Annotated in this window: 23 protein-coding genes; 7 read left to right on the top strand and 16 right to left on the bottom strand. The window is 63.9% G+C overall.

The features are described from left to right. The 8 genes from VOI29_RS10150 to VOI29_RS10115 form a co-directional block, all read right to left on the bottom strand. A partial coding sequence (locus VOI29_RS10150; RefSeq protein ID WP_323778387.1) for a CDP-alcohol phosphatidyltransferase family protein occupies positions 1-162 on the bottom strand: 162 nt, incomplete at its 3' end. Positions 163-301: 139 nt separating this feature from the next. Then, a complete protein-coding gene (gene uvrC / locus VOI29_RS10145; RefSeq protein ID WP_323778384.1) occupies positions 302-2,191 on the bottom strand; it encodes an excinuclease ABC subunit UvrC in 1,890 nt (629 codons plus the stop codon). A gap of 311 nt (positions 2,192-2,502) precedes the next feature. Beyond that, positions 2,503-3,279, bottom strand: a complete 777-nt coding sequence (locus tag VOI29_RS10140) for an SDR family oxidoreductase (RefSeq protein WP_323778382.1) — start codon at positions 3,277-3,279, stop codon at positions 2,503-2,505. A gap of 33 nt (positions 3,280-3,312) precedes the next feature. Next, positions 3,313-4,269: a calcium/sodium antiporter gene (locus VOI29_RS10135; protein ID WP_323778380.1), complete on the bottom strand. Its 957-nt coding sequence runs from the start codon at positions 4,267-4,269 to the stop codon at positions 3,313-3,315. Positions 4,270-4,440: 171 nt separating this feature from the next. Next, entirely contained in the window at positions 4,441-5,238 is a 798-nt protein-coding gene (locus VOI29_RS10130; RefSeq protein ID WP_323778378.1) for a S49 family peptidase, read from the bottom strand. Between the two features lie 329 nt (positions 5,239-5,567). Beyond that, positions 5,568-6,329, bottom strand: coding sequence for an ABC transporter permease (locus VOI29_RS10125; protein WP_323778377.1), 762 nt, complete (start codon positions 6,327-6,329; stop codon positions 5,568-5,570). Beyond that, positions 6,326-7,285 carry an ABC transporter ATP-binding protein gene (locus tag VOI29_RS10120; RefSeq protein ID WP_323778375.1) on the bottom strand — a complete coding sequence of 320 codons (960 nt, stop codon included), beginning with the start codon at positions 7,283-7,285 and terminating at the stop codon, positions 6,326-6,328. The genes VOI29_RS10125 and VOI29_RS10120 overlap by 4 nt, the downstream gene beginning before the upstream one ends. Before the next feature lie 112 nt (positions 7,286-7,397). Continuing rightward, on the bottom strand, positions 7,398-7,916 hold the full coding sequence (locus VOI29_RS10115) for a carbon monoxide dehydrogenase subunit G (protein ID WP_323778373.1): 519 nt from the start codon (positions 7,914-7,916) through the stop codon (positions 7,398-7,400). 168 nt (positions 7,917-8,084) lie between these two features. On the opposite strand from VOI29_RS10115, the gene VOI29_RS10110 reads away from it, so the two are divergent. Continuing rightward, a complete protein-coding gene (locus tag VOI29_RS10110; RefSeq protein ID WP_323778372.1) occupies positions 8,085-8,759 on the top strand; it encodes an NAD(P)-dependent oxidoreductase in 675 nt (224 codons plus the stop codon). Between the two features lie 103 nt (positions 8,760-8,862). Here VOI29_RS10110 and pobA read toward each other — a convergent pair whose 3' ends face one another. Next, on the bottom strand, positions 8,863-10,044 hold the full coding sequence (gene pobA / locus VOI29_RS10105) for a 4-hydroxybenzoate 3-monooxygenase (RefSeq protein ID WP_323778369.1): 1,182 nt from the start codon (positions 10,042-10,044) through the stop codon (positions 8,863-8,865). A 103-nt stretch (positions 10,045-10,147) separates the two neighbouring features. On the opposite strand from pobA, the gene VOI29_RS10100 reads away from it, so the two are divergent. Together VOI29_RS10100 and VOI29_RS10095 are read left to right on the top strand one after the other, a co-directional pair. Then, positions 10,148-11,008, top strand: coding sequence for a helix-turn-helix domain-containing protein (locus tag VOI29_RS10100; RefSeq protein WP_323778367.1), 861 nt, complete (start codon positions 10,148-10,150; stop codon positions 11,006-11,008). A gap of 44 nt (positions 11,009-11,052) precedes the next feature. Then, complete coding sequence (locus VOI29_RS10095; protein WP_323778365.1) at positions 11,053-12,138, top strand: CaiB/BaiF CoA-transferase family protein; 1,086 nt, start codon at positions 11,053-11,055, stop codon at positions 12,136-12,138. Positions 12,139-12,140: 2 nt separating this feature from the next. Here VOI29_RS10095 and VOI29_RS10090 read toward each other — a convergent pair whose 3' ends face one another. Together VOI29_RS10090 and hemE are read right to left on the bottom strand one after the other, a co-directional pair. Next, positions 12,141-12,278 carry a hypothetical protein gene (locus VOI29_RS10090; protein ID WP_169731229.1) on the bottom strand — a complete coding sequence of 46 codons (138 nt, stop codon included), beginning with the start codon at positions 12,276-12,278 and terminating at the stop codon, positions 12,141-12,143. 115 nt (positions 12,279-12,393) lie between these two features. Then, complete coding sequence (gene hemE, locus VOI29_RS10085; protein ID WP_323778363.1) at positions 12,394-13,428, bottom strand: uroporphyrinogen decarboxylase; 1,035 nt, start codon at positions 13,426-13,428, stop codon at positions 12,394-12,396. A gap of 184 nt (positions 13,429-13,612) precedes the next feature. Between hemE and hemC the strand changes: the two genes are divergently transcribed. Continuing rightward, positions 13,613-14,572, top strand: a complete 960-nt coding sequence (hemC, locus tag VOI29_RS10080) for a hydroxymethylbilane synthase (protein ID WP_323778361.1) — start codon at positions 13,613-13,615, stop codon at positions 14,570-14,572. A gap of 155 nt (positions 14,573-14,727) precedes the next feature. Here hemC and VOI29_RS10075 read toward each other — a convergent pair whose 3' ends face one another. From VOI29_RS10075 to clpS, 5 genes are all read right to left on the bottom strand, one after another. Further along, positions 14,728-15,543: a GH25 family lysozyme gene (locus tag VOI29_RS10075; protein WP_323778360.1), complete on the bottom strand. Its 816-nt coding sequence runs from the start codon at positions 15,541-15,543 to the stop codon at positions 14,728-14,730. 180 nt (positions 15,544-15,723) lie between these two features. Beyond that, a complete protein-coding gene (hemF, locus tag VOI29_RS10070) occupies positions 15,724-16,617 on the bottom strand; it encodes an oxygen-dependent coproporphyrinogen oxidase (RefSeq protein WP_323778358.1) in 894 nt (297 codons plus the stop codon). 15 nt (positions 16,618-16,632) lie between these two features. Continuing rightward, entirely contained in the window at positions 16,633-17,439 is an 807-nt protein-coding gene (locus VOI29_RS10065) for an SDR family NAD(P)-dependent oxidoreductase (protein ID WP_024088869.1), read from the bottom strand. A gap of 85 nt (positions 17,440-17,524) precedes the next feature. Then, on the bottom strand, positions 17,525-18,514 hold the full coding sequence (locus tag VOI29_RS10060; RefSeq protein ID WP_323778355.1) for a class I SAM-dependent methyltransferase: 990 nt from the start codon (positions 18,512-18,514) through the stop codon (positions 17,525-17,527). A gap of 12 nt (positions 18,515-18,526) precedes the next feature. Then, positions 18,527-18,850 (bottom strand): ATP-dependent Clp protease adapter ClpS, encoded by a 324-nt coding sequence (clpS, locus tag VOI29_RS10055; RefSeq protein WP_036762377.1) that lies wholly within the window; start codon positions 18,848-18,850, stop codon positions 18,527-18,529. Positions 18,851-18,956: 106 nt separating this feature from the next. Here clpS and VOI29_RS10050 point away from each other — a divergent pair, with 106 nt between their 5' ends. From VOI29_RS10050 to VOI29_RS10040, 3 genes are all read left to right on the top strand, one after another. After that, entirely contained in the window at positions 18,957-19,670 is a 714-nt protein-coding gene (locus VOI29_RS10050) for an HAD family hydrolase (protein ID WP_323778353.1), read from the top strand. A 115-nt stretch (positions 19,671-19,785) separates the two neighbouring features. Next, entirely contained in the window at positions 19,786-20,112 is a 327-nt protein-coding gene (locus VOI29_RS10045; protein ID WP_323778352.1) for a hypothetical protein, read from the top strand. 261 nt (positions 20,113-20,373) lie between these two features. Beyond that, on the top strand, positions 20,374-21,984 hold the full coding sequence (locus VOI29_RS10040) for a D-alanyl-D-alanine carboxypeptidase family protein (RefSeq protein ID WP_323778350.1): 1,611 nt from the start codon (positions 20,374-20,376) through the stop codon (positions 21,982-21,984). Positions 21,985-22,131: the final 147 nt, after the last annotated feature.

The raw sequence follows: 22,131 nt of genomic DNA, 5'->3' as shown, positions 1-22,131 counted from the left end.
CGCCAGGTAGCCGTCAAACCAGTCGGTCACCGCCGCGGTGACAAACAGCAGCAGGGCAAACCAGTCCGCATAGGGACGGGAGAAATACAGAAACATCACAGCCAGGCCCGGGGCGGCAACGAGCCTCAGCAGCGTGAGAATATTTGGCAAGGTCCACTTCATGCCGCGCACATTATCCGGCTGTTTCGCAAGAGGAAAGCGGCTCTGGTGCAAAATTCCGCCGCTGAGGCGGCGGAAGCCTCCGGCGGACGTATTTTCGGCCAGAAAGAAACTGCAGGAGCCAGAAACTCAAGGTCTGCGCCTAGCTGCTGCCGTGGAAGTGGTCATAAATCCGCTCGGCCAGCGCCTCCGAGATCCCCTCCACCGCCCTGAGGTCGGCCAGATTGGCACGGCTCACCGCCTTGGCACTGCCGAAATGGGCCAGCAGGGCGCGTTTGCGGGAGGCGCCGACGCCGGGCACCTCGTCCAGCGGTGTTGCGCTCATCGACTTGGCGCGCTTGGCGCGGTGGGTGCCAATGGCGAACCGGTGCGCTTCGTCCCGCATCCGCTGGATAAAGTACAGCACCGGATCGTTGCGCTGCAGGGCAAAGGCGCTTTCACCGGTGCGGTAAAATTCCTCCTTGCCGTGGTCGCGGTCGACGCCTTTGGCAACCCCAACCATCGGGATGTCCTGCACGCCGTGCTCTGCCATGATCTCGGCCACTGCCGAGACCTGCCCGGCACCGCCGTCGATCAGCAGCAGATCCGGCCACAGGCCCTTGTCGCGATCCGGGTCTTCCTTCAGCAGGCGCGAGAAACGGCGGTTCAGCACCTCCTTCATCATGCCGAAGTCATCGCCGGGCACCAAGTCGTCGCCTTTGATGTTGAACTTGCGGTAGGCGTTTTTCATGAACCCGTCCGGCCCCATCACGATCATGCCGCCCACCGCATTGGTGCCCTGGATGTGGGAGTTGTCGTAGACCTCGATCCGCTGCGGCGGCCCTTCCAGGCCAAACGCCTCGGCCAGGCCGCGCAGCAGCTTGGCCTGCGTCGCGCTTTCGGCCATGCGCCGGGCCAGGCTCTCGCGGGCGTTGCGCACCGCAAAAGCCACCAGCTCGGTCTTTTCGCCGCGCTGGGGCACCAGCAGCTCGACTTTGCGGTCTGCCTTCTCGCTCAGCGCCGCCTCCATCAGATCGGCGTTTTCAACCGCATCCGACAGGATCAGCTGGCGCGGCGGCTCCTTGTTGCCGTAGAACTGCCCGAGGAAGGCCTCCATGACCTCCGCCGGGCTGTTGTCGGCATCCACCCGCGGATAGAAGTCCTGATTGCCCCAGTTCTGATTGGCGCGGATGAAAAACACCTGCACGCAGGCCTGGCCGCCGTCCATATGCAAGCCGATCACATCCGCTTCGGCGACGCCGCGCGGGTTGATGCCCTGGCTGGACTGCACTTGGGTCAGCGCTTTGATGCGATCGCGCAGCGCCGCCGCGCGTTCGAATTCCATTGCCTCCGAGGCCGCCATCATCTGTTCTGCCAGCTCCTCCTGGATCTTGGAGGACCGGCCGGACAGGAACCGTTCGGCGTCGCGCACGCTTTCGGCATAGCCCGCTTCGGAAATCAGTCCCGTGCAGGGTGCCGAACACCGCTTGATCTGATACTGCAGGCAGGGGCGCGTGCGGGCCTCGAACATCGCGTCCGAGCAATTGCGCAGCAGGAACGCCTTTTGCAACTGGTTCAAAGTCCGGTTCACAGCGCCTGCACTGGCAAAGGGGCCGAAATAGCTGCCCTTCTGCTTGCGCGCCCCGCGGTGTTTCTTAATCTGCGGAAACCCGTGATCCTTGGCGACCAGAATATTCGGGAAGCTTTTGTCATCGCGCAAGAGCACGTTGTATTTGGGCTTCAGCTGCTTGATCAGGTTCTGTTCCAGCAGCAGCGCCTCGGTTTCCGTCCGAGTGGTCAGGAACATCATCGAGGCTGTAAGCGCGATCATCCGCTCGATCCGCGGGCTGTTGCCGGGGCGGCTGTAGTTCGACACCCGGGCCTTGAGGTTGCGCGCCTTGCCGACATACAGCACCCGGCTGTCGGCATCCAGCATCCGGTAAACCCCGGGCGACCCATCCAGTGTTTTCAGGTAATCCTGGATCACGGCATAGCCGGTTCTCGGCTTTTCGGCGGGCGAATCCGCGGGGGGGGCAGCGGGCTGGTCAGTCATGTGCCCAGACATATGATTCCCCGCCCCTGGCTGCAATGTTTGCCTGCCCGGATCAAGAGCGGGGAAATCCACCGAAGCTGTGGATAACTACGGAGATATCTTTGGGCTATCCCGCCTTTTCCCTTATTATTTGGTGTTTTCGGACGATTGCTCAATAAATAGGCAATTTGATAACGTGCTGTTTTAAATGCAAATTATTAACCGCCCCTGTCAAGGCTTTGAAAACAAATACACTTTTGTAACGCTTTCATGTCAGCAGGTGAACCGGTGCAAAACTTCCAGGGACACAGACATTCCGGCCCCTGTTTGCGTTATTCCAGCCCGTCGCTGTCGGGGGTCTGCCAGCCCAGATGCTGGCCGCCATCAGTGCAAATCATCTGCCCCGTAACCGCCTTTGCCTGCAGCAGATATGACAATGCAGCTGTGATGTCCCCGGCATCCGCGCCCCGCTGCAAGATCGTTGCTGCGCGCTGGCGGGCAAATTGCTCCTGGCTTTGCCGCGGCCCCTGCAAGGTCGGCCCCGGGCCGATGGCGTTGACCCGGATCCGCGGCGCCAGCGCCTGCGCGGCTGTCTGTGTCAGTGTCCACAGTGCAGACTTCGCCAGCGTGTAGCTCATGAAATCAGGTGTCAGCTTGCGCACCCGCTGGTCGATCATATTGACCGCCAGCCCCCAGGCACGCGGCTCACCGCCTGCATCCCGCAGCAGCGGCACCTGCTGTGCAGCCATCGCCTGCAGCAGCACGAAAGGGGCTCGCAGATTGCTGTTCAGATGCCGGTCCCAGCTGTCCCGCGTGGCAGAGGACAGCGTGTCATGCTCGAAAACCGAGGCATTGTTGACAAGGCAGGTGACCGGCCCGCCCAATGCCTTGGCCGCGCGGGGCAGCAGAGCCTGGGCCTGGTCTTCATCCAAGAGATCCGCCTGCAGCACCGCCGCGGCCCGCCCCAGGGCGCGGATCTGCCGCGCTGTGTCCGCAGCCTCCTGAGCTGAGGACACAAAATGGACCGCAACGTCATAGCCGCGCGCGGCCAGCTCCAGCGCCATCGCCCGGCCCAGCCGCCTGCCCGCTCCGGTCACCAATGCCCGCATCTGCTTCTCCCTGCTGCCGCTGCAGTGAAAGAGTTAGAACAGCACGGCCATATACGCCAGATAGAGCGCCGTAAGAATTACGCCCCAGAGGCGGGTGATGTCCTGTTTTAAGAAGACAAAGGGGATCAGAAGCAGCGAGGCGCCCAGCATCACCCAAAGATCGAACCGCAGGAATTCCGGGTCCACACTGATCGGGCCGATAAAGGTGGCGACGCCGATGATGGCCAGCAGGTTGAACATGTTGGAACCGATCACATTGCCCAGCGCCACATCGGCCTGGCGGCGCAGCGCCGCCATCATGGTGGTCGCCAGTTCCGGCAGCGAGGTGCCGACCGCCACCAGCGTCAGGCCGATTACGGTTTCGCTGATGCCGTAGGAATGGGCAATGATGGTGGCATTGTCGACCAGCAGATCGGCCCCCAGCGGCAGGCCGATCAGGCCCAGCAGCAAATAGGTGCCGACACGCCAGTAGGGCATGTCCGGATCGGCTTCCTCGATCTCTTCCAGGTCCGCGTCTGCTGCGCAGCTGTTGCCATTGCGCCGGTGGTTGCGTGCTTCGCGAAAGGCCACGCCCAGTACCAGGAACAGCGCCGCCAGCAGGATCAGACCTGACCAGACGGTGAAGGTGCCGCAATAGGCAAGTGCGATGAACAGCACCGAAGCGGCCAGCATGAAGACATAGTTTTTGCGGGTGCTGCACTCGCTGGTGTGCAAGGCCCGCATCAATGCGGGGATGCCGAGCACCAGCAGGATATTGGCGGTGTTGGAACCGACCACATTGCCCATCGCGATGCCGTCAGCGCCCTCATGCACCGCATTGATGGCAATCAGAAGTTCCGGCGCCGAGGTGCCGAAGGCCACGATCGTCAGGCTGACGATCAGCGCGGGCACCCCCAGCCGCAGGCTGAGGTTCACTGCCCCGCGCACCAGCGCATCGCCTGCCAGCAGCAGGATCACCAGGCCCAGAGCCGAATAAAGCCATGGCATCATTTGCCACGATCTCCTTTTTTGCAGGCACAGGGGCCTTTGCCGATCCGGAAGCGGCCGCAGGAGGGGCAACGCCTGGAATTAATCTGCTTCTGGCCGGGAAACCGCAATTTGCCGAACATGGCCAGCACTGCCATTACCACCAGAAAGAGTGCAACAATCTTGAACAGCACGTCAGAGCCCGAAACGCGCGAATTCGGCCCGCTCCTCGATCCCGGCCAGCGCGTCCTGGGCGGCCTGCATGCCAATGCGGCTGAGCAGCGGTTTCCTGAGGCCATAGCGGCGGAACCGGACCTTGTCGCCAAAGCGCTCCTGCATCTTGGGTTTCAGGTGGCCGATGCCATCAATCAGCCCCAGATCCAAAGCCCTGCGGGCAAGCCAGATCTCGCCAGTGACCAGGTTTTCCTCGCTATCCAGCTTGGCGCCGCGGCGGTCTGTGACATGGTCGATGAAATTGGCGTGGATGTCGTTCAGGATCACCTTCAGGCGCTGCACGTCCTCGGGATTTTCCGGCCGGAACGGGTCCAGCATGGATTTGCTCTCACCGGCGGTATAGACCCGGCGCTCCACCCCCTGGCGGGCCAGCAGCACATGGGCGCCGAAACCGGCGGAGATCACCCCGACCGAGCCCAGCACCGAGCTGGCATCCGCCCAGATTTCATCCGCGGCAGCGGCCAGCCAGTAGCCGCCCGACGCCGCCACGTCTTCGACAAAGGCGTAGACCGGGATGTTCCGCTCTTCCGCCAGGCTGCGGATACGGGCACCGATCAACGAGCTTTGCACCGGCGAACCGCCGGGCGAGTTGATTTCCAGCGCCACCGCAGCTGGTTTGCCCTTGCGGAAGGCACGTTCCAGCACCGGCGCCAGCGCGGCATCGCTAAGCGCGCCGCGGCCGGGCATTCCAATGGCGCCATTCAGGCGTACTACTGCCACCAAGGGCTGTCTTTTCAGGAAAGGCAGGTGAAATCTCATGGCGCCGATGTAGAGAGCCGCCCGGGGTGAAACAAGATGCGCGTCCTGGGGAATTGGCGTGAAATGCAAAATCCGCACAGCCGCGGGCATAAATGCAACGCTGGTTTGCACCCGGCAATTACCCAAGGCGGCTCCCGCCCGTCAGGCCGGCGGCTTGCAGCAGCCGCCTTCCCGTTGGGCCGGGCGCCGCGCCGCCGCGCGGCGCAGCCTGCTCTGCCGGTCAAAGACGCAACACCCGGCACGCGCAGCGTGCCGGACCCAACCGGGAGGGCGCCCAACGGGCACCCGCAGCGGGCGGGAGCCTCCCTGCCCCGCTTCCAGCCCCCGGATCAGGACCGGATGCGCCAGCCGGTCTTGAAGATCCACCAGATGACGCCCATGCAAGCCAGGGTGAAGCCGCCGATTGCGCAGAGGCTCAGCAAAACCGGTACATCCGCCTGGCCGAAGAACGCCCAGCGGAAGCCCGACACCAGGTAGACCACCGGGTTGAACAAGGTGATGGTCTGCCACACCGGCGGCAGCATCGAGATTGAATAGAAAGAGCCGCCCAGGAATACCAGCGGCGTCACCACCAGAAGGGGCACCAGCTGCAGCTGCTCGAAATTCCCGGCCCAGATGCCAATGATGAACCCCATCAGCGAGAAGCTGAGACAGGTCAGCAGCAGAAACGCCACCATGGCAACCGGGTGCTGGATCGACAGATCCACAAACAGCGACGCGGTGCACAGGATCACCACGCCGATAAACAGCGACTTGGTTGCCGCCGCCCCGACAAATCCCGCAACCACCTCCAGGAAATTGATCGGCGCCGACAGGATTTCGTAGATGTTGCCGATGAACTTCGGGAAATAGATCCCGAAGGAGGCATTGGAGATGCTCTGGGTAATCACCGACAGCATGATCAGCCCCGGCACGATGAAGGCGCCGTAGTCTACCCCGTCCACTTCCTGGATCCGGCTGCCGATGGCGCTGCCGAAGACGACGAAATAGAGCGACGTGGACAGCACCGGCGAGATGAAGCTTTGCAGAAACGTGCGCCAGAACCGCGCCATTTCCGCCCTGTAGATGGTGGCAACCGCTGTCCAGTTCATGCTGCGTCCCCTTGAACTGCGTCAGCCGAAGCCCCATCCCCTGAAACAAGCCCGACAAAGATATCTTCCAGACTGGATTCCCGTGTCTGCACATCCGCCAGCACCAGCCCGGCCTGTGCCACGTCATTCAGCAGTGTGGTGATGCCGGTCCGTTCGGCCCTGGTGTCATAGGTGTACAGCAGGGCACCGCCGCCATTCACCAGCTGCAATTCATGCTGCGCCAGCGTTTCGGGTATCGCGTCAACCGGCGTCGTCAGCTGCACCTCCAGCTGCTTCTGCCCCATCCGGGCCATCAGCTGCTCCTTCGCCTCGACCAGCAGCAATTCACCGCCGGTGATCACACCGACCCGGTCGGCAATCGCTTCTGCTTCCTCGATGTAGTGGGTGGTCAGAATGATGGTGACGCCGCCGGCCTTCAGTTCATCCACGATCGCCCACATGTCCTTGCGCAGCTCAACATCCACGCCCGCCGTCGGCTCATCCAGGAACAGGATGCGCGGATCATGCGCCAACGCCTTGGCAATCAGCACCCTGCGCTTCATGCCGCCGGACAGCTCCATGATCTTGGCGTCCCGCTTTTCCCACAACGACAGCTTGCGCAGCACTGCCTCGATCCGCGCCGGATCGGCAGGTTTGCCGAACAGCCCGCGCGAAAAGCTGACGGTGTCATGCACCTTGGCAAAAGGCTCCAGGCTGATCTCCTGCGGAACCAGCCCGATCAGCGCACGGGCGGCGCGGAATTCGGCCACATTGTCGAAGCCGCCGACGCTGACATGGCCCGACGTCGCGGTCGTGATACCGCAAATTGTTGAAATCAGAGTGGTCTTGCCAGCCCCATTGGGGCCGAGCAGAGCCAGGATCTCACCTTCCTCAATATCAAGCGAAACGCCTTTCAGCGCCTCGAAACCGCCGTCATAGACCTTGCGCAGATCGCGGATGGACAGAATGGACGCCATGGTGCCTCCGGCATGTTCTGAAATCGCGGCCACCCTAACGGCGGCCTGCCGCCTCTGCCAGCCCCCGCCTTGCAGACGCGCCTGTGCACCTGCGCAGGGGGGGCAGGCTGGCTCAGCCGCGGCCAGTTACCTTGCTGAACCAGCCCTTCTTGTCGCCCTCTTCCTGCGGACCATCATCCGCGCCCGCCTCCTCCGGCGCCAGATGCGCCTGGAGATTGGCAAAAAACTGATCGGCCATCTTCTTGGCAAAGCCGTCGATGATGCGGCTGCCAAGCTGTGCCAGCTTGCCGCCGACCTTGGCCTCCACCTCATAAGACAACAGCGTGCCGGTTTCCGATGGCGCCAGCGTCACCACCGCCCCGCCCTTGGCAAAACCTGCCGCACCGCCCTTGCCTTCACCGGAAATGGTCAGCGTTTCATTCTCCACCAGATCCGACAGGCTGACCTGGCCCTTGAAGGTGGCCTTCACCGGGCCGACCTTTTGCGTGACCTTGGCCTCAAATCCCTCTTCGGGCGTGCCGGTCACCTCCTGCGCACCGGGCACGCAGGCTTTCAGAACTTCCGGGTCCAAAAGCGCGGCGTATACCGTGGCGGGATCGGCGGCGATTTCCTTCTGGTCAGTCATCTGCATGGCTTGGCCTCCCTGGCGTTATCTCGTTGCCTTCCAGACCTAGCCGCCCGGCAGCAGCCTGCCAAGCCATCTGTCAAAACCAACGGCAGGCCCCACGGGGAATTTTATCTTGACGTCAAGATTAATGCCCCCTATCTCGACATCAAGATAAACAATAGGAAGCATCCGATGAAAATCCTCATCCTTGGCGCCACTGGCGACGTTGGCGGCGCAGCCCTGCGCGCAGCGGTGGCACGCGGTCATCAGGTCACCGCGGCAGCGCGCAAACCGCAGGCGCTGGCAAAGATCAGCCCGCTGGTCACACCCTGCCCGCTGGATCTGCTGGCCGACCCGCAAGCCGCAGCGGTGGCGGCGCAGGGTCATGACCTGATTATCAGCGCCCTGCGCCCGCCCGCAGGCCGCGAGGCTGATCTGGTGCCGCTGACCCATGCGGCGCTGGAGGCGGCGCAGCAGGCGGGCATCCCGGCTCTGGTCACCGGCGGCGCGGCAACGCTGAAGCTGGCCGATGACAGCGGCCACACGGTGCTGACAGCACCCGGCTTCCTGCCCGCCAGCGTCCGGCCTATTGCCGAGGCTTGTGCCGAACAGGACGCCCTGCTGGAGGCCACCGTCTCTGCCAATTGGAGCTGCCTGCGCCCGCCCGCAATCCTGACCGAAGGTCCGGCCACCGGCCGTTATCGTTTCGGCATCGACACGCTGGTGGTGGATGAAGACGGTAACTCACAGATTTCCTTTGCCGACTTCGGGGCTGCGCTGGTGGATCTGGCTGAAACCCCGCGCGGCAACCGCAGCAAACTGACCGTCGCCTGGGGCGCTCCCGCCCCGGCCCTGGCGGTCGGATGACGCCCAAACTTGGGCTGCGTTGAGCCGGGCTGCGCACGTCAGCGCTGCCCGGTTCAACATTTTGACTGGCATCTATGAATGCAAGGCAATGGCAGGCGCTACGTCAATACGGCAGGCCCACATAATTCTCTGCCAGCGAGGCCCGCGCCGCCGCCGAGGAAAACAAGTAGTCCAGATCCGCCCGCTGCAACCGCAGATCGGTCTCGGTTCCTTGCGGGAACCGATGCAGCAGATTGGTCATCCACCAGCTGAAACGCTCCGATTTCCAGACCCGTGCCAATGCTTTCCCGGAATAGCCGTCCAGCCCGCTGCTGTCGCCCTGCAGATAGTGGTCCTGGAAGCCGTGATAGAGATAGTAAATGTCCGAGGCCGCGGAATTCAGCCCCTTGGCGCCTGTCGGCGGCACGATATGGGCGGCGTCGCCCGCCAGGAACAGATTGCCGTACCGCATCGGCTCCGCCACGAAACTGCGCAATGGCGCGATGGATTTCTCAATCGACGGACCGGTTTCCAACTGCCCGGCCACCTGCTCCGGCAGCCGGCGCTTCAGCTCCGCCCAGAAGGCTGCGTCGCTCCAATCCTCTGCCCGGTCGGTCAGCGGCACCTGGATGTAATAGCGGCTCAGCACCCGGCTGCGCAGCGAGCATAAGGCAAATCCCCGGTCATGGCGGGCATAGATCAGCTCTTCCGCCACCGGCGGCGTTTCCGACAGAACCCCAAGCCAGCCAAACGGATAGACCTTCTCGTATTCTCTCAGCACCTCCGCCGGGATGGATTTGCGGCTGACCCCGTGAAAGCCGTCGGCCCCGACGATGAAATCGCAATCTGCCCGATGGGCCGCGCCATCCTGCTCCCAGGTCACATAGGGGCGCGCGTCCTTCAGCCCATGCGGCTGCACATTCTGCACATCGTGCAGGATCACCCCGTCCATCGCGTCGCGCGCCTCGTATAGATCGCGGGTCACTTCGGTCTGACCGTAGACCATCACCGTCTCACCGCCGGTATGCTTTGCCAGGTCGATCCGGTCCAACCGCCCCTGATGGGCAATATGGAACCCTGCGTGGAGCTCCCCTTCGCTGTCCATCCGCCCGCTGCAGCCCGCCTCGCGCATCAGATTGACGAAACCATGTTCCAGCACCCCTGCCCGGATCCGGCCCAGCACATACTCCCGTGTGTGTTTTTCCAGCACGATCGAGCGGATTCCTCTGCGATCAAGCAGCTGCGACAGCAGCAGCCCCGAAGGCCCGCCGCCAATGATGACAACCTGTGTCTGATGCGTGGACATATGCGTTCCCCATTTTTCCGGCCTAGGCGTGCTGTGTGGATTATGCGCCGCGCGGGCATGTTTGCGAATGGACCCAACACGCCAGTTCTTGTATATTTCGCACATGCCTTCACAGCCCCCCATCGACACCTACAACCTGTTTGGCGAGACCGCTGAACTTGCCGATGTCCTGCATGCGGAAACCATTCGCGCCCGGTCCGAGATGTATGACTGGGAGCTGAGACCGCACCGCCATGCCCGGCTGCACCAGATACTGGTGCTGACCGGCGGTGCGGGAGAGGCGGATCTTGACGGAAACAGCCACACCCTGTCCCCGCCCTGCCTGATCAATGTGCCCCGCGGCGTGGTGCATGGCTTCCGCTTTGGCAACGGCACCGGCGGCTGGGTGATCACGCTCGCTTCGGATCTGCTGGACCAAAGCGTGGCGCCGGGCGAAGGACTGCGCGCAGCGCTGGATCTGCCTGCCGTCCAGCCCTTGCCCGAAGGGTTGCAAAGCCTGGCTGCGCGTCTGTTCCGTGAATACGGAAACAAGGGCTTTGGCCGCGCGCAGATGCTGCGCGGGCTGGCGCTGTCGGTTACCGCGCTGGCGGCCCGCGCCATTGACGCCGCCCAAGGAGAGGATCCGCAAGCCCGGACCAGCCCGCTGTTTGCCAGGTTCGAGGCGTTGGTGGAGCGCGACTTCCGCCTGCGCCGCCCGCTGGCGGACTACGCTTGCGCGCTGGCGGTTTCCGCGACCCACCTCAACCGCATTGCTCATCAGGCCACCGGCCAGCCTGCCTCGGCCCTGATCCGCGCCCGTGTCCTGCGTGAGGCGCGGCGGCTGCTGATCTACACCAACCTGACCGCAGCCCAAGTCGCCTATGAGCTCGGCTTTACCGATCCCGCCCATTTCAGCCGGGTCTTTGCCAAGGGCACCGGACTGCCGCCACGGAAATTCCGCCAGCAGCTTGCCGGAAGCGGCTGATCCGCCGCAGACTGATCCAGCCAGCCATCACGAAAGGGGCCGCAATGCTGCAAGGGATCCGCATTCTGGAAGTCGAAGGCCTGGGCCCCGGCCCCTTCGCGGCAATGACACTGGCCGACCTCGGGGCGGAGGTGATCTGCGTCAATCGCAAGGGCGGCGCCGTTCCCCCCGGAATGCCGGAACGCTCGCTGCTGGACCGGGGCAAACGATCAATTGAGCTGGATCTGAAAGAGCCGGCTGATGCCGGAACCTTTCTGGCCCTGGCCGCCACCGCCGACGGGCTGATCGAGGGGTTCCGCCCCGGCGTGATGGAGCGGCTGGGCCTTGGCCCCGATGCCTGCCACGCGGCCAATCCGGCGCTGGTCTATGGCCGCATGACCGGCTGGGGACAGGTAAGCCCGCTGGCCCATGCCGCAGGGCATGATCTGAATTACATCGCCCTGTCCGGTGCGCTTTGGTATGCGTCCGCCCCGGGCGATGTGCCGCAAACACCCGCCACGCTGGTCGGCGACATTGGCGGCGGCGCATTGTATCTGGTGGCGGGAATACTGACCGGCATCCTCAAGGCCAGGTCCACTGGCGAGGGATGCGTGGTGGACGCTGCAATCTATGACGGCTCGGCCCATATGATGAACCTCTTGATGAGCATCCGCCAGGCTGGCAATTTCGGTGCGCAACGCGGTGCAAACCTGCTCGACGGGCCGCATTGGAGCCGCACCTATGCCTGCGCCTGCGGCGGCTTTGTCTCGGTGCAATGCCTGGAGCCGAAATTCTATGCGCTGTTTCTGGAAAAGCTGCAGCTGGCCGATGACCCGGATTTTCAAGAGCAATTCAACACGGCGCTTTGGCCTGTACTCACCGGCAGGCTCGCCGGGGTCTTTGCCAGCCAGCCGCGTGATCACTGGGCAGCGCTTTTCGTGGGCACCGACGCCTGCGTGGCACCGGTGCTGAACCCCGACGAGGCCCAGGCGCACCCGATGAACAGCCGCGGCACATGGGCCGAGGCGCAGGGCGTGCTTCAAGCCGCCCCCGCCCCGCGGTTTTCAGATCAGCCGCAATGGACGCCGCCGGATATCCCCGAACGCGGCCAGCATACGGAAGAGATCCTGACAGAGCTGCGCCGCCCGTAAGCTCAGTCTTCTGTCTTGGTTTTCTCGGCGGCCGCCTTCATGCGCTTCAGCAGCTCGCTTTTGTCGGTTTGCTTGCCAAACGGGTTCTTCTTGGTCCCTTTGGCATTATGTTCGGCGTGACGAGGTTTGTTCTTGCCCATTTTGGGTGCTCCAGATTTACCGTAATCCACCGTTCAGTCCTTATTCGCGGGGCGTGTTGCAGCGCTGATGCCTGAAACCGCCGCCCGGCACAAGGCCGGGCCGCCGCTGAACCGCTCAGCCGCCGCGGACCGTGTCAATCATCAGCTGCACATTGTCCGGGCTGGCATCGGGTGTGATGCCATGGCCCAGGTTAAAGATATGCGGGCCGTTTTTAAAGGCTTCGACAATACGCCGGGTCTCATCCACCAGATCCTGCCCGCCGGTCACCATATGGCGGGAGGCCAGATTGCCCTGCACGCAGCCATCCGCCTGCACATGCGCCGCTGCCCAGGCCGGATCGACCGAGTTGTCCAGCGCCACGCAGTCAATTCCGGTGGCCTTGGCAAAGCCCGCGTATTTCCCGCCCGCTTCCCGCGGGAAGCCGATCACGGGAATGCCCGGATGGCGCGCCTTCAGCGCCGCGGTGATCTGGCGGCAGGGTTCCAGCGCATATTTTTGGAACGCCTCCCCCTTCAGCGACCCGGCCCAGCTGTCGAAGATCTTGACAACTTCGGCCCCCGCTTCGATTTGCTTGGACAGGTAATCAATGGTCGCCTCGGTGATCCGCGCCAGCAGCGCCTCGAACAGCGCGGTGTTTTCCTCGCGCAGGGCATGGGCCGGACCCTGATCGGGGGTGCCGCGGCCCGCGATCATATAGGTCGCAACAGTCCAGGGCGCGCCGGCAAATCCGATCAGCGGGGTCTCAGCCGGCAGTTCGCGCGACAGAATGCGGACGGTCTCATAGATCGGGTTCAGGGTCTCGTGGATATCGCACGCGGGGCCGAGCTTGGCAAAGTCGCTCTCCGTGGTGATGGTCGACAGCCGCGGGCCTTCGCCGGTCACAAACCACAAATCAGCCCCCAGCGCCTGCGGGATCAGCAGGATGTCGGCAAACAGGATCGCCGCATCAAAACCATAGCGGCGGATCGGCTGCAGGGTCACTTCGGCGGCCAATTCAGGATTGTAGCACAGCGACAGGAAATCCCCGGCTTCGGCCCGCGTCGCGCGGTATTCCGGCAAATAGCGGCCCGCCTGGCGCATCATCCAGATCGGCGGCACATCCTGTTTCTCGCCCGCCAATGCACGCAGCAGCTTCTTTTGTCCGGCCATGTCATCCTCGCTATCATTCGCCCCTGAGGTCACGCCTGCGCGGCCGAATGTCAAGGGCAGGGGCGATCTGCCGCGCCCTGCCCCGGTGCGCCTTGTTCTATATCAAAGCCGGCGCTCTGCCCCCGCGGGACCAGCGCAAAAAACCGGTTTCCTCCGCCGCGCAATCTGATTTAAGGCTTCTTTCATGAAACTGACCCTGCCCTCCCCCGCTTCGCCCCTGAAAATCGGCACCCGCGGATCGCCGCTGGCGCTGGCCCAGGCTTATGAGACCCGCTCCCGCCTCGCCGCCGCCTTCGGCCTGCCGCAGGACGCGTTCGAAATTGTCCCGATCACCACCACCGGCGACAACAAGGCGCTGATCGCGGCCGACAAGCCGCTGAAGGAACTGGGCGGCAAGGGGCTGTTCACCAAGGAGGTGGAAGAGGCCCTGCTGGCAGGCAGTATCGACATTGCGGTGCATTCGATGAAGGACATGCCGGTGCTGCAGCCGGCGGCGCTGGCGCTGGACACTTATCTGCCGCGCGAGGATGTGCGCGACGCGTTTATCTCCCCGTCGCTGACCTCGCTGCACGACCTGGCCGAGGGCGCGGTGGTCGGCACCTCTTCCCTGCGCCGCCGCGCACAGCTGCTGAACCGGCGTCCCGGCCTGAAAGTGGTGGACTTCCGCGGCAATGTGCAGACCCGGCTGGGCAAACTGGCCGAGGGCGTTGCCGAATGCACCTTCCTGGCGATGGCCGGTCTCAACCGGCTGGCAATGGACGGTGTGCCGGCCACTCCGATCGAAACGAACGACATGCTGCCCGCCGTGTCCCAGGGCGCCATCGGCATCGAGCGCCGCGCTGACGACAGCCGCGCAGCAGAGATGCTGTCAGCAATCCATGACAGCGAAACCGGCCAGCGGCTGGCCGCTGAACGCGCCTTCCTGGCGGCGCTCGACGGCTCCTGCGAAACCCCGATTGCGGGCTTGGCGGAACTCGACGGCACGACCCTGCGCCTGCGCGGCGAGGTGCTGCGCCTGGACGGTTCGGAAGCGATCAGCGGCGATCAGACTTGTCCGGTCGAAGACGGTGCGGAACTCGGCCGCGAGATGGCGGCGAAGCTGCTGAAGCAGGCCGGCCCGGGCTTCTTCGACTGGAGAGCCTGAGCCGGCCCTCTGAATACACCTCTTGCAAGGCCCCGCCTGCCGCTGCGGGATATTTTCAGCCCGAACAACCGGGCTTCTTTCTGGTTTGCAAATACTCTGGGGGGCCGGCGCCCGGCCAGGCGGCGGGGGCAAAGCCCCCCCCCCTGTTCCCTGCGTCAGATCTGCCCTGACCACCTCAGCCAGGCCTCCGGGCTGCCGCGGAAGGTGTTAAGATCCACGTCGCCCGCCACCCCCGGCACCTCACCGGTGCCGGAATACTGCCAGAAGCTCCAGCTTTCGCCCGGGTAGACCTTGCGCGGATGGCCTGCGACCGAACGCAGCCAGAACTCGGTGCCGCCGAGGCTCCCGATGCCGGTATCGCGGTAGAAATCCACCGTCGTGTAGACCACCGGGCGCTTGCCGTAGTGGCGCTCCAGGATATTCAGGAACTTTCGCGCCTCGGACCGCACCTTGGCGCCGCCGGGCCGGGTTCTGCAGGTGCGGGAGCGGTGGTTCCACTCCATGTCCAGCACGGGCGGCAGCGCGTTTGCATCCTTTGGCACGTTGCGGATGAACCAGCGCGCCTGCTCGGCGGCAGGGCGGCAGAAATAATAATAGTGATAGGCGCCGCGTTTCAGCCCCGCAGCACCCGCGCTGCGCCAGTTGCCGCGGAACATGGCGTCGGTGTGGTCGCCGCCCTCAGTCGCCTTGATATAGGCAAAAGACACGCCCGAACGGCGGACTTTGCGCCAGTCGATATCGCCCTGATAGCGGGAGACATCGATGCCGTGAACCGGATAGGACCAGGGCTTGCGGCCCTCCCAATCATGCGGGTCACGGTCGCCGAACCGGGGATAGGTCCGCAGCCCGGACAGCCGCGCATTGGCAGGCTCGGTGCGGGTGACTTCCGGCACGGCCACCGCCCTCTCGGCCGGCCTGCCGCACCCCGCTGCCAATGCCATTGCCAGAATCCCCAGAACCAGTCTGCGCATGTGATCTGCTCCCTGCCTCGACCTGTTATCAGCTGCTCTTGTCGTTTGGCAGCTGCAATTCACTCTAGCGCAGGCAGGCGCAAAGTCGCGGCCGGCGGCGGTAAATCAGCATAAATCCGCCGGGAGAAAAAACGCGCCGCATCGGGGCGGCGCGTTCGCAATGTCACGGTTGCAGCAATCTCAGACCCATTTGGCCAAAGGCGGCAGGCTCATCAGCACGGCGTTGGCGTCATGGCCGGTCTCCAGCCCGAATTTGGTACCGCGGTCATAGACCAGATTGTATTCCGCATAGAGCCCGCGGTGGATCAGCTGCGCATCCTTGTCGGCCTCGTCAAACTCCTGCACCCGGCGCTTTTCCACCAGCGGCACAAAGGCCGGCAGAAAGGCGCGGCCGATGTTCTGGGTCAGCGCAAAATCCGCCGCCCAGTCGCCGGTGTTCCGGTCATCCATAAAGATCCCGCCCACCCCGCGGGCGCGCTTGCGGTGGGGGATGTAGAAATACTCATCCGCCCATGCTTTCAGCCGCGGGTACTGGTCCGCCCCATGCGGATCCAGGTGCTGCTTCTGCGTGGCATGGAAATGCGCGGTGTCCTCATCGTATTCGATGCAGGGGTTCAGATCCGAGCCGCCGCCGAACCACCAGGTGTGCGGGGTCCAGAACATCCGGGTGTTCATATGCACCGCCGGCACATGCGGATTGCGCATATGCGCCACCAGCGAAATACCCGAAGCCCAGAACCGCGGATCGTCCTTCATCCCCGGAATGCCTTTGCGCGCCGCCATCGCATTCTGCGCCCGTTCGCCCAGGGTGCCGTAAACTTCGGAAATATTGACGCCGACTTTTTCAAACACCCGGCCGCCGCGCATCACGCTCATCAGCCCGCCGCCCGCGTCCGCGCCATCCTCCGCGCTGCGCTTGGTTTCCGTCACTTCAAACCGGCCCGCCTCCATGTCTGCAAACGGGCCTGCGCCGTGGCTGTCCTCCAGCCCCTCAAAGGCCGCAACGATCTGACCGCGCAGCTCCCGGAACCAGGCTGCAGCCCGGACCTTCTCGTCTTTCATCTCAGCAGTCATTCGGGGTCTTTCCAATCAGTGGACTGGTGCCGCCACCGGATCCAGCAGCGTGCGGCCGCCGTCCAGCGTCAGCACCTGGCCGGTCATGAAACCAGAGGCGTCGGAGGCCAGATACTGCGCCGTCTCGGTCAATTCAGTGGGCGAGGCGATACGGCCCAGCGGCGTATGCGCCTCGATATCCTCGCGGTAGCTGCGATTGTCCTTCAGGGTCGTCCGCATCGACGCGCTCATCACCGATCCGAAAGCAATCGAGTTCACCCGGATCTTGTGCGGCGCCAGCGCCACCGACAGGGACCGGGTCGCCTGATCCAGCGCGGCTGAGGCCACCGAATAGGCCATCAGCCCGGGGTGGGTACGGCGCGCGGCAATGGAGGACAGGTTGATGATGCTGCCCAGCGAGCCGCTGCTGTTCTCGTCTTCCTCACCCTGCCGGATCATCCGCTTGGCCACCTGCTGCGACAGGCGCACAGCGGGCAGCAGGCTTTCCATCAGCAGCTGGTCCAGGGTGTCATCGGCGGGGTCCAGCGGATCTGTTGCCACCATCTGGCGCGCGCCGTTCACCAGGATGTCCACCCCGTCAAACGCGTCGATGGTGGCCGACAGCAGGTTGGCAATGGTCAGCCGCTCGCGCAGATCGCCTGCGAAATAGCGGATATTGCTTTCCTCGGCCTGCTCGCCCAGCTCGGCCACCAGCTGCTCCTCATGGGTGTCGGCGAACATCACATTGGCGCCGGCATCAGCAAACTGCTTGCCGATCGCCAGGCCGATGCCGCTCGAGGCGCCGGTCACGATGGCGGTCTTGCCGGAAATCGAAAAAGACATGAAAGGGCACTCCCCTGGGGCAATCTGGGCCGCACGTTAGACCGTGCCTGCCGGTTTGAAAACCGGCATTGCGCCCGGCGCGCAGTTACTTGCGCCGGCGTTTCGGCCGGGCGGCGTGCAGAATCTTGAAGCGGTTGTCGCCGCCCTCCTCGCGCACCTGGGCAAAGCGTTCGCCCAGCACCACCTCATAGGGCAGATGCCGGTTGGCCACCATCCACAGGCTGCCGGAAGGCGCCAGCATGGCCGCCGCCGCGCCGATGAAGGCCTGGCCCAGTGACGGTTCCGCCGTGCGGGTGGTGTGGAACGGCGGGTTCATCGCCACGGTGTTCACAGGGCCCGGCGCCTTCCATGTCCGCGCGTCGGCCCAATGAAACTGCGCCCGGCTGTCCGCCGCATTCCGCCGCGCGCAGGCCAGCGCATGGTAATCGGCCTCGGCCAGATGCAGCTCCTCGACACCCTCGCGCTTCAGCACCTCCGACGAGAGAAATCCCCAGCCCGCCCCCAGATCGGCGACACAGCGGCCCAGCTTCTGCGGCAGCGCCGCCGCCAGCATCCGGGAGGCCGGATCGATCCCGTCCGCCGAGAACACGCCCGGCGCGGTGATGAAGCCTTCAACCTGCTGCGGTTCCGCGGGCAGCCACCCGGACAGATCGGTGCCGCCGTCGATCCAGAACACCTTGCCATGCGCTTTGGAGACCGGGGCCGAGGGGGCGCAGCTTTTGCGCAGATCCTTCAGAACCGAATCAATGCCCTCGATCTTGGCGCCGTCAATCAGCACCTGCCCCTGCGTTGCAGCCGCCGCCTGCGCGATCAGCATCCGCGCCAGCGCCTTGGCCCGCGGGATGAAAACCACGGCAGCGGCCAGCACCTCATCCGGTTCCAGCACCGGGGTGCAGGCATAGCCTTGGCCGGCAAAATGGTCGTGGTCCGGGCGGAACGGCTGAACGATCAGCAGCTGGTCCTTGGGCAGGGCCGAAAGATCGTGATCGCTGCGCGGGTGGAACACGGCAATGCGCCCCTCCGGCGGAACAGCAAAGCCGCCCGATTGGGCGGCCAGTGACAGGCGAACAGACATCTAAGAGCCTCTTTATTCTTCTTTTTCCATGGTGCACTGCAGCGGGTGCTGGTGGCGGCGGGCGAAATCCATCACCTGTCCCACCTTGGTTTCAGCCACCTCATGGCTGAACACGCCAACCACGGCAACGCCTTTCTTATGCACTGTCAGCATGATCTCGAACGCCTGCGCGTGGGTCATGCCAAAGAACCGTTCCAGCACCATCACGACGAATTCCATCGGCGTGTAGTCGTCATTCAGCAGCAGCACCTTATAGCGCGGCGGCCGCTTGGTTTTCGGCCGCGTCTTGGTCAGGACGCCGGATTCCGTGTCGTCGTCTGAATGGTCGGTCATCATGATGTGCTGCAGCGGCATAAGCAATTTGATCCGTTGATGCGTGGATTTTCCTGTGAGGCTTATATAGCCTCTATACTGTGCAGGAAAAGAGTCTGAGACCCGTAGATTGATACGTAATTTGACAACAATCGGCTTTGATGCCGACGATACCCTTTGGCACAACGAACGGTTCTTCCGCGTCACGCAGGAAAGATTCGCCGAATTGCTAATGGATCACACCCCCGCCGACATCGGCCCGCAGCAGCTGGAACGGCGGCTGCTGGATGCCGAAAAGCGCAATCTGGGGCGCTATGGCTACGGGGTGAAGGGATTCACGCTCTCAATGATCGAAACCGCGATCGAGGTGACGCAGGAACACCTGCCTGCCGCTGTGATCAAAGAACTGATCACCGCGGGCCAGATGATGCTGTCATACCCGATCGAACTGCTGCCCCATGCGCGCGAAGCGGTGGAGGCGGTTGCCGGCCGGTACAAAGTGGTGCTGATCACCAAGGGCGACCTCCTGGACCAGGAACGCAAGCTGGCGCAATCGGGCCTGGGCGAGCTGTTCGACGGGGTCGAGGTGGTCTCGGAGAAAACACCGGAGGTTTACCTGGACATCTTCCGCCGTCACGGCGACGGCGCTGAGCGGGCAATGATGATCGGCAACTCAATGCGCTCGGACGTGGTGCCGGTGATCAAGGCCGGCGGCTGGGGCACCTATGTGCCGCACGGGCTGGTCTGGGAGGTGGAGCATGCCGAAGCCCCCGAACACAGCTCCCGCTATACCGAGATCGCCGATCTGGGCGGGCTGGCGGATTTGGTGGAGCAGCTTGGCTGACAGTCACAGCCCCCCGTTTGATTTCCGGCGCAGCCCTAAACCCTGGGGCGGCACGCTTTTCATCGCACCGGCAATGGCATAACAGCACCCGCACAGCCTTGGGAGACGCCGGAAGATGCCGCACGCCGAACTGAAATTCTCCAGCGATCTGGAATTCGACGCCAAATCCATCCTGGCCGAAATCGAGACCGTGATCCTGAAACACAGCAGCGGCGCCGGCGCCTGCAAGGGCCGGGCCTATCCGGCAGAGCAGTTTCACCACAGCCATATCGCCATCACTGTGGCCCTGCTGGCCAAGCCGCATCGGGACGCGGCATTTTCCCGCGCCCTGCTGGCGGATCTCGAATCCCTGATCAAGGCGCGGTTGTCCCAGCCCTGCAAATTCTCCCTCGGCCTCAGCTATTCCCCCCCCTTCTACGTGACCAATTTTCACGCGGTTTAACGGCGCAGTCCCGGCGTATAGGGCCGCGGGACAGGAAATCGGCTGCTCTGCAATCGGGAAAACTCAACTTTTTTCGGTAACCTTTTGTTAGCACTTACTGCATCTTGCGGCACCTTCCGGCACCCCCACAAGATGCCGGCAGAACAGCGGGCGTAGTGCTCAGCAGCCCCTGTCGCCGCGGTTTATTCCTTGGCAACCTTATGGTAGGCTTTTGCTCACAGGCAAAATCGTCAGCCGGAAAACCGGCGGCATGAGGCAAACATGGCAGTGATCACGCAGGTCAATCCGGCGTCAGGCCGGTATTTCCGTACCCGGTTCCTATGGGCAGCCGCGGTTTTTCTTATTGCAGCAATTGTGCTGGCTCTCCAGCCGCACCGGGCTGCTGCGGCACCCTATGCGGCGATGGTGATTGATTCCCGGACCGGCGAGGTGCTGCATTCGCGCAATGCCGACACCCGTCTTCACCCGGCATCCCTGACCAAGATGATGACCCTTTACATCGCCTTCGAAGCGGTGCGGAACGGCGAAATCTCGCTTGATACCAAAGTTAAGATCAGCCGCAACGCCGCCGCTGAGCCGCCCTCGAAACTGGGCCTGCGCTCCGGCCAGCGGATTGCCTTCCGCTACCTGATCCGCGCTGCAGCCGTGAAATCCGCCAATGACGCCGCGACCGCCATCGGCGAGACGCTGTCCGGCTCCGAGGCCGCCTTTGCCCGCCGCATGAACCGCACCGCCAGGGCGCTGGGGATGAGCCGCACAACCTTTAAGAACGCGCATGGCCTGACTGCCAGCGGGCATCTGTCGACGGCCCGCGACATGACCACACTGGGGCGGCATCTGCTTTATGACTACCCCGAATATTACAACCTGTTCTCGCGCCGCACCACCAATGCCGGCGTGCGCGAAGTGCCCAATACCAACCGCCGCCTGCTGGCCAGCTACCGCGGCGCCGACGGGATCAAGACCGGCTATACCCGCGCCGCCGGCTCCAATCTGGTGGCCTCGGCCAAACGCGGCAACGAACGGATCATCGCAACGGTGTTCGGCGGCACATCCTCCACTGCCCGCAATGCCAAAGTGGCGGAACTGCTGGACCTCGGCTTCCGCCGTGCGCCGACGCGGGCGGCCCTGCGCAAGCCGCAGCGGCCCGCCTACCAAGGCACCGGCGTGGTCATAGCGGACGCAGGGGGCAGCAGCAGCGAAGGCGCTGCAGGCAAGACCATCCGGGTCAGCGGCCAGGTCAACACCAGTTTGCGGCCCAGGACGCGCCCGGGCCTCAGCGAGTCGCCGGTGCTGGTGGCCGCACTTGAAGAAGCGCTGCAGACACCGCCCGCCAAGGACGCGTCGCCTGCTGAAGCTGCCGACCAAACCGGAAAGATTGAAAATGTCCAGACCGTCAGCGCCGCAGGCGCGCTGCAGGGGGAGGCCATCCGCAACAGCATCGCCGTTGCCCTCGCCGAAGCAGAGGCAGAACCCGCGCCGGCAGCCCGGCCCGCAACAGCCACGGTCATCGCTGCGGTGCAACAGGCGCCCTTCACCGGCCTGCGGCCCGCAGCCCGCCCGGCCAGCCTGGCCGATGCGGCCGCCTCACCCGAACCGGAGCCGGTGGTTGTGACCCGTCTCTCCACTTCCGGCGGCCGTTACTGGGGCGTCAATGTGGGCCTCTACACCAACCGCTACCAAGCCGAAAAGGTGCTGCTGCGCACCGCGATGTCGGAGCTGGAAACGCTGGACGGGTCGCTGCGCAAGGTGGCCAAGACCCGCCGCGGGTTCGAAGCCAATTTCCTCGGCATGAGCCAGGATCAGGCGGAACTGGCCTGCCGCCGCCTGAACGCCCGCAACGTGACCTGCAAACCGATCGGCCCGTCCTGAGCCGGGGTCAAAACCCTGCAACGGTACAGCAAACCATACTAAAGGCGCCCCCGCGGCGCCTTTTCCATGCCGGATGCCATCTTCGTGCCGGAAACATGCCGCCCATCAGCCGCTCCCGCCCGTCCTCAGTCTTTCTTGCAAAAAGAC

Origin of the sequence: Leisingera sp. (genome assembly GCF_034669605.1) — a bacterium.
In the GTDB taxonomy this organism is placed as follows: domain Bacteria; phylum Pseudomonadota; class Alphaproteobacteria; order Rhodobacterales; family Rhodobacteraceae; genus Leisingera.
This window is presented reverse-complemented; position numbering and strand designations above follow the sequence as displayed.